This window comes from Ensifer sp. 1H6 (assembly GCF_001976035.1).
Classification (GTDB): domain Bacteria; phylum Pseudomonadota; class Alphaproteobacteria; order Rhizobiales; family Rhizobiaceae; genus Ensifer; species Ensifer canadensis.
Genome location: NZ_MOAI01000007.1, coordinates 72,991 through 85,608 on the forward strand (window position 1 = coordinate 72,991; position 12,618 = coordinate 85,608).

Genomic DNA, 12,618 nt, shown 5'->3' on the forward strand with positions numbered 1-12,618 from the left:
ATGCCGCTTTCCAGGGGTATTGTGCTCATGTGCGCCATAAAATTTACGTAAGATTCTCATCATCTGAACACAATCCAAACAATTTGAAATATTTTTGCGCAATACGGGTATTTATCGACTAATGTTAGGATATTTTACCAGCATAACCCGAAAGTGTTACTCAACAACAACAGCATTGGTTTTTGCAGGAAAAAACGCGAATTTGGGTTTGAAAGCGGGGCTCTAACTCCCAGGTCGGTGCGTCAGAAAGCCACTGTTTTGGCCGAACGAATCGGCTTGGCGACACCTCTAGCGATCTCGCCAGAAAATGCGAAATCCGCGACGTTTCCGCCGCGGATGACACAAGATCAGAGCTTGCAGTACCCTCAGCCGGCTTCTGCAACCCGCGCCAAGGCGATGCCGAGGGAGTCCTTCTGCAGATCCAGTTCAACGAGACGTTCACGCTCGGCTTCGACCAGCTCCGGCTTTGCATTGGCGACGAACTTCTCGTTGGCCAGCTTGCTGAGGATACGTTCCCGCTCGACTTCGACCTTGGAGATCGCTTTTTCCAGACGCGATTTTTCGGCCGAGAGATCGATCAGGTTGCCAAGCGGCAGGCAGAACGTTGCCTCCGCAACGACGATCTGCGCGCTGCCGCCCGGCGCCACCGCCACATGGTCGATATGCTCGACGCGCGCCAGGCGACCGATGGCCGAAGCATGCCGCTCTAGCCGCTCGCGCGTCAGTGCGTTGGCTGCGACCACGATGAGTGGTGCGGTCGCTGCCGGCGGGACGTTCATTTCCGAACGGACCGAACGGATGCCGGAAACCAGATCGATCAGCCAGTTGATCTCGTCAGCTGCGGCATCGTCGGCGTAGGAGGCAGACGGCCATTCCGCGTGGCAGAGCAGGCCCGCGCGCTCACGCCCCTCGCCCGCCGTCTGATCCCAGAGCTCTTCGGTCATGAAGGGCATGAAGGGGTGCAGCAGCTTGTAGATCTCATCGAGAACATAGGCGACACAAGCTTGGGATTCGCGTTTTGCCGCTTCATCCTCGCCGCTGAAGACCGGCTTCAGCAGTTCGAGGTACCAGTCGCAGAACTGGTTCCAGACGAACCGATAGAGACTGCCAGCGGCCTCGTTGAACCGGAAGCCTTCGAGCGCTTCGGTGACATCGCGGATCGTCCGTGAGAGCTCGGTCAGGATCCAGCGATTGATCGTCAGCGACGATGCCTCGGGGATGAAGCCGTCACTATTGGTGACGCCGTTCATCTGGGCAAAACGCGTGGCGTTCCAGAGCTTCGTTCCGAAATTGCGGTAGCCGGCAATGCGAGCGGTGTCGAGCTTCACGTCGCGCCCCTGGGCGGCCATGATCGCCAGGGTAAAGCGCAGCGCGTCGGCACCGTATTCGTCCATCAGTTCCAAGGGGTCGATGACGTTGCCCTTGGACTTCGACATCTTCTGCCCATTCTTGTCGCGAACGAGCGCGTGGACATAGACGGTGTGGAACGGCTCGACCGGCGTACCGTCCGCATCCTTCATGAAATGCAGACCCATCATCATCATGCGGGCGACCCAGAAGAAGATGATGTCGAAGCCGGTGACCAAAACATCGGTCTGATAGTATTTTTCGAGTTCCGGCGTTTCGTTCGGCCAGCCGAGCGTCGAGAACGGCCAGAGCGCCGACGAGAACCAGGTGTCCAGCACGTCTTCGTCACGGGTCAGGATCTCGCCCGGCTTGAAGTTTTCAAGCAGGTCTTCGACATAGGCCTTCATTGGACCTTCGTGCGCCAGATAGTGCTGGATCGCGGCGTGCAGCGCCTCTTCCTCGGTCTTCTCTACGAAGACCTGGCCGTCCGGGCCATACCAGGCCGGGATCTGGTGTCCCCACCAGAGTTGGCGCGAGACGCACCAGGGCTGGATGTTCTCCATCCATTCGTAATAGGTCTTCTCCCAGTTCTTCGGGACGAAGTTGGTACGACCTTCCTTGACCGATGCGATCGCGGGCTTCGCCAGCGTCTTCGCATCGACATACCATTGCTCGGTCAGGCGCGGCTCGATCGGCACCCCGCCACGGTCGCCGTGCGGGACCATGTGCTTGTGCGGCTCAATCTTGTCGAGCAGGCCGCCTTCCTCGAAGATCCGAACGATGATCTTGCGCGCTTCGAAACGGTCCTTGCCCTCAAGCTCATCCCAGGCGCCATGCAGGGCCGCGGGGTCGCTGAGGCCCTCGAGGAACTCCTCATTGTCCTTGATGGTGATCCGACCTTCGATGGTCAGGATGTTGATGGCTGCGAGGCCTGCACGTTTGCCGACGTCGAAATCGTTGAAATCGTGCGCGGGCGTAATCTTGACGGCGCCCGTTCCAGCGGTCGGATCGGCATAGTCGTCACCGACAACGGGGATACGGCGGCCGACAATCGGCAGAATGACGTGTTTGCCGATGAGCGGCTTGTAGCGCGCGTCTTCCGGATTGACGGCAATACCGCTGTCGCCAAGCATCGTTTCCGGCCGCGTGGTGGCAACGACCAGGTAGTCGCGAGTTTCCCATTCCGTCGCCTTGCCGTCTTCGTCGAAGGCGACCGGATGCTGATAGGTGACACCCGGCTCGAGTGGATAGCGCAGGTACCAGAGGTTTCCGTTGATTTCGTGCTGCTCGACCTCCAGGTCGGAAATCGCCGTCAGCAGCTTCGGGTCCCAATTGACCAGACGCTTGTCCTTATAGATCAAGCCTTCCTTGTAGAGCGAGACGAACACTTCGAGGACGGCCTCCGACAGACCATCGTCCATGGTGAAGCGCTCGCGCGACCAGTCGCAGGAAGCGCCAAGCCGCTTCAGCTGGTTGAAAATCAACCCGCCGGATTCGGCCTTCCACTCCCAGACCTTCTCGATGAAGGCTTCACGGCCCATCTGGCGGCGGTGCTGCTGTTGTTCCATCAGCTTGCGCTCGACGACCATCTGCGTGGCGATACCGGCATGGTCCATGCCCGGCTGCCACAGCACGTCCTTGCCGCGCATGCGCTCGAACCGTACCAGCACGTCCTGCAGCGTGTTGTTCAGCGCATGGCCCATGTGCAGCGAGCCCGTCACGTTCGGTGGCGGGATCACGATACAGAAGCTGTCGGCGCCGGGCTTTGCTCCCGCACCCGCACGAAACGCGTTTTCTTCGTCCCACTTCTTGGCGATACGTGGGTCGACGGATGCGGAATCGTAGGTCTTATCAAGCATTTTGAAGCCAATTTTGGAGATTGATGTCTATGTCTTGTAAACCGGAACGACCGGTGCAAGTCAACACGAACGCAAAAAGGCCGCGACTGTTCCGCGGCCTCTGTATCGGAAAGGTTCAGATCCTAGCGCCGGGGGCCGCGCGCGACGCGTTCGATCTCTTCACGCACCAGCCGTTCAACCAAGGTCGGTAGGTTGTCGTCCAGCCATTCCTGCAGCATCGGGCGCAGCATTTCTTCGGCAATTTCGTCGAACGACCGCCGCGTGCTGAGGTCGACCGCCTGGGCAAGATTGTCGAAGGACTGAGCGACCTGACGACCAACCTCGGGTGAAAGGATCGCAGGCGCGGCCTTTTCGGTCACGGGCTCTTCGGCAATAACAGCCACCGGTCCGGCCGAAACGGCTACGGGTGCCGGGTCTGCTACCTTCAGCGCTTCAACAGCTACCGCCCGATTGACGGGCTCTTGTACGGCGCTCACCGAGAGACGATCAACCGGCGCCGGCGGCGCGGACACTGCTGCCATACGTGACGTGATGACCGGACTATCCTGAACGCTGCGCGAAGGCACATCCTTGACCGGCTCTTTGGCGGTATAGCTCATGGTGTGGCGCTCGGAGGCCGCCCTTACTCGGGCTGCAACGTCCGCCAGCGAAAGCGGCGGCTGCGCGATGCTCGAATGCGGCTCCGAAGGAATGACGGCCACCTCGATCTCCGGCGAAGGTGTAGCGAGCTTGGACGCCTCGCCATGGTCCTCCCGCCTGCCGAAAGCGGCAGCCTCGATTTCGCTGTCGATCGTCAGTTCAATCTCATCCGAGCCGTCGTCCTCGTATTGGTCACGCGAGGAGAAATCGGTCTGCCCCGGCTCATTGCTCTCGATGATCTTGCGAATGGATGCGAGAATCTCATCCATCGAAGGTTCACGCGCGACATTGAGCTGTGCCATTTCTATCCCCGTTTGACGCGGCAGAGCATGTGTCCCGAAACGACGCATGTGCCGATAACAAACAAACCTTAAGTGAGTCCGCGGACGAAACATACGCCACGAATCAGACACTTGGATTGTTGCACAGATTTGTTTCGATCGGCAGAAGCAGAAACGCCCCGGTTTCCCGAGGCGTTTTCTTTGATCAGCGGCCGTCGACGGTTCGAAGTCCGAACCATTTGTCCTTGACGGCTTCGTAATGCTCTTCGGCGCGATATTCCGCGACCTGCAGGCCCTGGCTCTTGACGCTCAGTGTCGCGGTGGCAGCGAGCAGACCGTAGCTTGCGACGACGGCGTCGCGCTGGGCGATAGCCAGCTGTTCCTGCGCATTCAGAACGGTCTGCTGCGAATCGAGCACGTCGAGCGTAGTGCGCTGACCAACATTGCGCTCTTCGATGACGCCGGCAAGCGCCATGTTAGCCGCCGAGATCTGCGTCTTGTTGGCGCCGATGCGCGCAATTGCCGCCTCAAGTTGGGCGTGTGCGCTCACGACGTTCTGCTGAACGGCGGCGCGCTGCGAATCGACGAGGATGCGCTGCTGGCCCAAGGTCTCCTTCGCTTGGCGAATCTGACCGTATTCCGCGCCACCCTGGTAGATCGGCACCGTCAGGCGGGCAGTAACGCTCGACGCGTTGCTGTCAAGACCGTCGCCGGAGTTGCCGGTCACGCGTCCAACCTGCCCCTGAATGCTCACGCCGGGCAGCATGGTGCCTTCAGCAGACTTCACCTGGAAGCCGGCCGTATCGACGTTGTACTGGGCGGCGAGAATGGTCGGGTGCTGACGCAATCCCAGGGCAACAGCCTGATCGAGCGAACGCGGAAGCCCCTTGGTGGCCGGCCCCGGCTGCTTGATACCCGTCGGCGCAACGCCGACGATCTGCACGTAGACTGATTCGCTCTGCTTCAACTGCGCAATGGCGGTAATCAGAAGCGACTGCGCGTCGGCAAGCGATGCCTCGGAAAGGCTGACGTCCGTGCGGGTGCCTTCACCCACGTCAAGGCGAGCCTGGGATGCGTTCAGCTGTTCCCTGAGGAAGGCGAGGTTCTGCCGGCGAATAACAACGATCTGCTGGTCGCGCGCGATGTTGGCGTAGGACGTGGCTGCTGCGAGCAGAATCTGGATCTCGTTTGCGCGAAGCGATTCGCGGTTGGCGAAGACATTCGATTCAGCGGCGCGAACATTGTTCAGCGTCTGAAAGCCATCAAAAATCATCTGGGTTACGGTGATACCGATCTGCCCCTGATGAAAGTCCCGGCTTCCGGTAAGCTCGTTGTCGACGTTTGAAAGCGTTCCGTTTGCAAAAGCCGAAACCTGTGGACGAAACCCGGACTTCGCGATCGGCACCCCTTCGTCGGTCGCCCTAAGACCAGCGCGCGCGGCGTTCAGATCCGGGTTATTTTCATAGGCTTTGGCCATTGCGCCGAAGATCGTCTCCGCCAGCACGGCCTGCGGCGCAAGCAGTACACTCGTCGAGACGGCAGCCCAAAAGGCTGCTTTGCGGACAATCGACACCATACTTCCCTCTCCGATCGGGGCGGCAAAGCCAGCCCACTATTTCCTGCGGCACCATTCCGACGTCGAAACCGGGCCGCCCTAAATACGGCGATGAAGCGCTCACACCGCCCACCGGTGAGCAAATCACTACCTCAGCACTCTTTGAAACCCGGATTCGGCCTGATCACAACTGTACACCGATACTGCGCACGATCATTTCAAAAAGAAACAGGTGGTTCGTTGCCAATTGGCAACATTGCTATTTTAGCAGCACAATCAAATGTTGAGATACCTCAATAAGTGGCACCTCAAAAAACAAAAGTCTGCTCGCGGCGGAAGCCGGGAAGCGGCTTGACCGCAGTGTTGAAATCCGCCCTTTCGGACGTCTTCCCATGCTCATGGACATAAAGCTTAGCACGCGAAGCGTTACCGAAGCCTTCAACGGCAATAAGCCGGCCGCCGTCGCGCAACTGCTCGAACAAGGCCGGAGGAAGCACTTCTACCGAACCATGAACGAAAATGACATCATAGGGTGCCTCGCCGGCATATCCCTTGCCAAGATCGCCGGTGACCACGGCAACGTTGTCATAGCCCAGCCGTGCCAAGGTTTCCGTCGCAGTTGCGGCAAGCGCTTCATCGCTTTCGAGTGCGACGACCGAACCGGCGATCAACGAAAGCAGCGCCGAGGCGTAACCGGTGCCACAGCCGATCTCCAGCACCACGTCTGACTTCGAGATTTCGGCGAGTTGCAGCAGCTTGGCGAGCGGCGACGGCTCCATCAGGTACCGCGGGCTTGCGCCCTTAGCGCCGTCGAGTTCGATGTCGGCATCGATATAGGCGAGTTCCTTCATCCGCGAAGGCACGAATTCTTCGCGCGGTACGGAGAGGAAAGCGGACAGGATCGCATGGGACGTCACATCCGTCGTCCGGATCTGGTTGTCCACCATCTTGGTGCGCGCCGCTTCGAAATTCATCATACTGCCCTCGTGTCCGGATGGCACGGCACCGGTATCCCGGATGACCGCGCAGTCGTCTTCTGGCTGCCAAATATGGCGCCTTTATATAAGCTCATAAATCGCCCTCCCGCTGGTTTCAAGCGACAGCGACATCTTGCAGCGGAAAAAGGAACGAGAAACACCGAAGCGACGTTTGCACGGCCCGGCACGGGCGGCGGCGCTGGCTGCCGCCAGAACAGAGAGAGCCTGACGTCAGCGGCCAGGCGCCCCTTCGAGCCCAACGAGGGCAATCTTCGTATAACCGGCGTTCTGGATGAGGTTCATGACCGTCATCAGCTCGCCGTAGTCGACGGCCTTGTCCGCACGCAGCAGAACGCGCGTCTCGGTGTTACCCTCCGTCAGGCGCTGAAGCTCCACCGCAAATTCCTCACGGGCTGTTTCTTCGTTGCCAATCGCCAGACCGAGGTCGGCGTTGAGCGTGACGAAGACCGGCTTATCGTCGCGCGGCGTCGGCTTGGAGGCCGATTGCGGCAGATCGACCTTCATGTCCACGGTCGCAAGTGGTGCCGCGACCATGAAGATGATCAGCAAAACGAGCATGACATCGATGAATGGGGTGACGTTGATCTCGCTGTTCTCGTCGAGATCGCCGCCGCTGTCGGTAACCTTGCCGGCCATGTCTCACCCGATCCTTGCGATCGACGCGTCTGCCGGATGGGCAAAGCCATCCTGGCGACGCGGTTGCGCCTTGCGGACCAGGCGATGATCGAGATCGCGGCTGACAAGCCGTTCGACGGCGGCTGCCGCGTCGGCGAGGATCACCTTGTAGCCACCCACCGCGCGGGCAAAGTAGTTGTAGATGATAACGGCGGGGATAGCGGCAACGAGACCGATTGCGGTCGCCAGCAGCGCTTCGGCAATACCGGGAGCAACGATCGCCAGGTTGGTCGTCTGCGCTTTGCTGATGCCAATGAAGGAGTTCATGATCCCCCAGACGGTTCCGAACAGACCGACGAACGGGCCGACGGAGCCGATCGAGGCAAGGATGCCCGTTCCGCTCGTCATGCGCTTGCCGGCGCGAACCTCGATACGCGTCAGCAGCGATGCGACGCGTTCCTTGAGACCAGCTGCCGGTGCGTGATCGAGCACAGCCTCCGAACGCACCATCTCATCGATCGCAGCGGCAACCATTTCCGCGGCAGGGCCCGCCTTGCCGTTGAATGTGGACTTAAGCTCTGCCAACCCGTTTGCAGCGGAGAGCTGACGGACGGCGCGGCTGAGGCGCGCCTTTGCGGCGAAGAGTTCAAACGTCTTGGCCACGAAAATCGCCCAGGTGATGACCGAGGCGAGCGCCAGCCCGATCATCATTGCCTTCACCACCATGTCGGCGGCAAGGAACATGCCGATAGGCGAAAGGTCGTGTGGCAGGACTGGGTTGGCCGCCGCTTCTGCTGCGGGCGTCTCAATCGACACAGCCGGTGTTTGTGCGCCGGCTTCAGACCCGGTGGCCGGAAGACCGTCGACAGTCGGCTGCTCGCCACGGGCCGCTGCATTGGCATTGGCCCGTGCCGTTCCCGCAGGTCCCGCGTCTTGAGCCTGGCTGACCGCAGGAGCGGTCGTTTCGGTTGAGGTTGTCGCCTGTGCAAACACGACCGTCGAGGGAAGACCAGAAGCCAGCACCAATGTCGCTGCGGCCAACAAATTCAGCTTCGATCGTGTTCGATTGGGCATCTTGTTCCTCGCGTACTGGTCCGTTTCGCCATCACAAAAATCACAGGGCAGCCGGAATTTCGGCCACCTCAACGTGCATTGGCCGCTCTTTACGACAAACTATGAACGAAACACAAGGATTTGTGGAGTATAAAGATCAAGAATAATTTCATGCCTGCGTTTCAATCGAGATCTCAAAGGGCGGGAGAGTTATCGACGAAGCCGTCACTTCTCCAGTCATATGCGCGGTGCCGCTCCCAAGGGCGTTGCAGCGACGTGAACGACGTCTTGAAGCGCATTTTCGGAAGCTCATCGCCCGCAACCGGCTCGGCGAAAATCTCGATCGCACCTACCAATCGCTGCAGGCGTCCACTCAGGATCCGCGCCCGGCCGGATGAACAGGTCCGCTCGGTGCTTCCCGGCACGATCAGCAGATCGACCTGATTGCACAGCACCTCAAACAGGTAGGGGTTTTCGACGAGAGCAACGGTCCAGCCGGCATCGCTTCGAGCGATGCACCATTCTTTCTCGCGGCACGAAAAAGCATTCGGCGAAACTTGGCCGAGCGCGGAGTTGATATCGTGACGGATGGCGGCGGCTGTCGCGGCATCGATGGTCCTCGTTTGCGCCTTCGCGGGCCGTAGCTTCGCCTCGGGATAAAGACCATCAGCGACCGCCCCTTGCGCGGGCATCGGAGCGACGTGGGCGTCGACCGCCAATGCCCGCTGCCATTGAGAGAAAAGGAAGTCGGAGGGACGATCCCGGTTCGTCGCAATGGCGGCGTCGGTGACCAATCCGACGAGGCGCCCATCTTCCGATACCACGATCGCCGGCAATTGCACGGCTCCGAGCCCTGCCAGCCAAGTGCGCAACACACACAGAATAACGCCGCCGGCAGCGATAAGAACGAATGCCAGCGGCCCGACGCGGCCGGTCAGAAACTCGCCGTCGAGCGACGTGACGAAGCGGGCGATCACCAGCATACCGTCAAGGCCCCAAGCCATGACGGCGAGCGGGTACTGCTCGAGACCGAAAGGCGTCAACACCATGGCGAAGAGGCCGAACGGCATGATCACAATGCTGATCAGTGGCGCTGCGAGAATATTGGCGAGCAACCCATAGGCCGGCAGTCGCTGGAAATAGGCGGCAGAGTAAACCGCGGTTGCAAGTCCGCCGATCAATGAGGTCGCAACCACGCCGATAACGAAACCCGTGACGAGCCGCCTGCCCCACCAACGCCCGGCGACTGCCGGCTCTTCTGCTTCCGCACGCTCGCGCCAGCGCGCATAGCCAGCAACCAACGCCAGCGTGGCGGCGAACGACATCTGGAAGCCCGGCCCCGCAACGGCAGATGGCGTGATCACGATGATGACAATCGCAGCCAGCGCGATATTTCTCAGGCTGATCGACATGCGGTCGAAGAAGACCGCAACCAGCATGTTCGAAATCATGATCCAGGCGCGGACGGCGGATACGGCTCCACCGGAAATCAAGATGTAAAGGAAGACCATTGCCAGAGCGCCCGCAGCGGCAACCTTCTTGATCGCCACGCGCTGCGCCAACCCGGGAACCGCACTCAAGACGGTACGCGCTCCGATTAGAAACGTACCTGCCGCAAGCACCATGTTGAGACCGGAGATCGCCAAAACGTGCGCCAAGCCCGCCTGTCGCAGCATCTCGACGGTGTCGCGACCAATCGCCCTTTCTTCCGCCGTCACCAGGGCTGCAGCGAGCGCACCAGTGTCGCCACCGACTGCCGTGCGGATCCGCTCGCCGACCGTTTCGCGTAGCGCGGCCAGATACTCCGCCATCCGCATCCAAAACGAGCGGTCCGCCACCGTCGCAGCACCGTCGGCTATCGGGCTAAGTGGCGCACCATAGAAGTAACCGACGGCGCCGATCTGCCGGAAATAAGAATCGAATGCGAAGTCGTTGAGGCCTGGCAACGCAGGGCCGGAAGGCGGCGAAAGACGCGCCCTGCCCTCGATCGTTGCCCCGATCGCCAACGGCGCGTGCGGGCTGCGCGACAGCACCATGGCCTTCAACGGCGCACGGCGCAACGTCGGCTTCGTGGTTTGCTCGATGACAATTCCGTAGCGCCAGTGGTCCCGATCATTCTTCTCGCGCGAAAATACCTTGCCGCGCAGGTTCGTCGTTACCGGTCCATCGAGAACGATCGTGTCGATGCGCGATGCCTCGATCGCCGCAAGCATCATTCCCGCCGTGAACAGCCCCGCTGCGATCCTCGGCGCACGCAGGGCGCGCACACGGAGGTTGCACAGCAAGGCGGCTATTCCGAAAACGCAAAGCAGCAGTGCAAGTTTGATGAGTCCGAGGTCATAGGGCAGCGAGAGCCACGTCAGCACGCCGGCGGCTAACAGGACGGGGACAAGCACCAATCCGTGGCCGAAGGCCGATTCTTCTTCGACCGCTTCGCGCCAGTGTGCGGCAATCGCCTCTGGTCGGAGGCGTGCGTGCGCGAGCGCGGCGCAAGATTTGACAAGGGGAAAAACGAGGTTGCCGCGTGCATTCGCAGGCGTTGCAGACATGCTCCCGATCGAAACCGAAGCGGGTGGTGCCGGAGCGACACGATCTGCGTCCTGCATCAAAGACCGGACTTCGATCTCGCTCATCGTACGGTACCACTCCCCTAAGACGGTAGAGGTCGATCATGCAACCAACATCACCCAACCGCAACCTGAACGTCATCTGCCGAAAAAAGCGGCAAACCTATATGGAATGGTACCGCATCATTATCCTGACAGTTATTGATCCGGTTGGACATATTGCTCTAACGTGCGATTATTGCGTCGCCATATGCACATTTTCGCATCGCACAATTTGCCTTTCGTACAGCTTGGCAGCCGAAAATAAATCATATAGCAAATTCGCAACGTTCATTTTCGTGGCATGGTCTCTGTGCCACGTTGCCATAAGACGGAGGGTCCCCATGACAGAAAAAAGCGCGGTCGTAACATTCGATGGAAAGTCGGCGGAGCTACCAGTGCGATCGGGGTCCATCGGTCCTGATGTGGTCGATATCGGCTCGCTCTACAAGCAGACCAAGATGTTCACCTACGACCCGGGCTTTACGTCGACGGCGTCGTGCGAATCCAAGATCACCTATATCGACGGTGACGAAGGCGTGCTCCTGCACCGCGGCTACCCGATCGAACAGCTCGCAGAACATGGCGACTTCCTCGAAGTCTGCTATCTCCTGCTTTACGGCGAACTGCCGACGAAGGCGCAGAAGGCTGACTTCGACTACCGCGTCACACACCACACCATGGTGCATGAGCAGATGTCGCGCTTCTTCACCGGCTTCCGTCGCGATGCCCACCCGATGGCCGTCATGTGCGGTTGCGTCGGCGCCCTGTCGGCCTTCTATCACGACTCGACCGACATCACCGATCCGCACCAGCGCATGGTCGCTTCGCTGCGCATGATCGCCAAGATGCCGACGATCGCCGCGATGGCCTACAAGTACCATATCGGCCAGCCGTTCGTTTATCCGAAGAACGATCTAGACTACGCCTCGAACTTCCTGCGCATGTGCTTTGCCGTGCCTTGCGAGGAATATGTAGTGAACCCGGTGTTGTCGCGCGCCATGGATCGCATCTTCATCCTGCATGCCGACCACGAGCAGAATGCTTCGACCTCGACCGTGCGCCTTGCCGGTTCGTCAGGTGCCAATCCCTTTGCCTGCATCGCCGCTGGCATCGCCTGCCTCTGGGGCCCGGCCCACGGCGGCGCGAACGAAGCTGCGCTCAACATGCTGGCCGAAATCGGCACGGCTGACCGCATTCCGGAATACATCGCCAAGGCCAAGGACAAGAATGATCCGTTCCGCCTGATGGGCTTCGGCCACCGCGTCTACAAGAACTACGATCCGCGCGCCAAGATCATGCAGAAGACCACGCATGAAGTGCTTGCAGAACTCGGCCACAAGGACGATCCCCTCCTCGAAGTGGCGATGGAACTCGAACGTATCGCGCTCACCGACGAGTACTTCGTCGAGAAGAAGCTCTACCCGAACATCGACTTCTACTCCGGCATCACGCTGAAGGCGCTGGGCTTCCCCACCACCATGTTCACCGTGCTGTTCGCGCTTGCGCGCACCGTCGGCTGGATCGCCCAGTGGAACGAAATGATCGAAGATCCGGAACAGCGCATCGGCCGCCCGCGCCAGCTCTATGTCGGCGCTCCGCAGCGTGACTACGTGCCGGTCTCCAAGCGTTAACGCCAAACGGAAATCAGGAAATGAGAAAAGC

At 60.0% G+C, this 12,618-nt stretch carries 8 protein-coding genes; 1 reads left to right on the forward strand and 7 read right to left on the reverse strand.

Annotated features, from left to right (window positions below; translation table 11 throughout):
* Positions 1-365: 365 nt before the first annotated feature.
* The 7 genes from BKP54_RS10400 to BKP54_RS10430 all read right to left on the reverse strand — a co-directional run bounded on the left by BKP54_RS10400 (position 366) and on the right by BKP54_RS10430 (position 10,980).
* Positions 366-3,206, reverse strand: coding sequence for a valine--tRNA ligase (locus tag BKP54_RS10400; protein ID WP_057205048.1), 2,841 nt, complete (start codon positions 3,204-3,206; stop codon positions 366-368).
* 122 nt (positions 3,207-3,328) lie between these two features.
* The gene (locus BKP54_RS10405) at positions 3,329-4,147 is read right to left on the reverse strand and encodes a PopZ family protein (RefSeq protein ID WP_025426840.1); all 819 of its coding nucleotides are present in this window, start codon (positions 4,145-4,147) and stop codon (positions 3,329-3,331) included.
* A gap of 184 nt (positions 4,148-4,331) precedes the next feature.
* Positions 4,332-5,702, reverse strand: a complete 1,371-nt coding sequence (gene tolC / locus BKP54_RS10410) for an outer membrane channel protein TolC (RefSeq protein ID WP_025426839.1) — start codon at positions 5,700-5,702, stop codon at positions 4,332-4,334.
* A gap of 287 nt (positions 5,703-5,989) precedes the next feature.
* The gene (locus tag BKP54_RS10415; protein WP_025426838.1) at positions 5,990-6,655 is read right to left on the reverse strand and encodes a protein-L-isoaspartate O-methyltransferase; all 666 of its coding nucleotides are present in this window, start codon (positions 6,653-6,655) and stop codon (positions 5,990-5,992) included.
* A gap of 234 nt (positions 6,656-6,889) precedes the next feature.
* A complete protein-coding gene (gene exbD, locus BKP54_RS10420; protein WP_025426837.1) occupies positions 6,890-7,315 on the reverse strand; it encodes a TonB system transport protein ExbD in 426 nt (141 codons plus the stop codon).
* 3 nt (positions 7,316-7,318) lie between these two features.
* Positions 7,319-8,368, reverse strand: a complete 1,050-nt coding sequence (gene exbB / locus BKP54_RS10425; RefSeq protein ID WP_084814398.1) for a tonB-system energizer ExbB — start codon at positions 8,366-8,368, stop codon at positions 7,319-7,321.
* 173 nt (positions 8,369-8,541) lie between these two features.
* Positions 8,542-10,980: a ComEC/Rec2 family competence protein gene (locus tag BKP54_RS10430; protein ID WP_084814399.1), complete on the reverse strand. Its 2,439-nt coding sequence runs from the start codon at positions 10,978-10,980 to the stop codon at positions 8,542-8,544.
* Between the two features lie 317 nt (positions 10,981-11,297).
* Here BKP54_RS10430 and gltA point away from each other — a divergent pair, with 317 nt between their 5' ends.
* Positions 11,298-12,587, forward strand: coding sequence for a citrate synthase (gene gltA / locus BKP54_RS10435; RefSeq protein ID WP_025426831.1), 1,290 nt, complete (start codon positions 11,298-11,300; stop codon positions 12,585-12,587).
* Positions 12,588-12,618 lie beyond the last annotated feature (31 nt).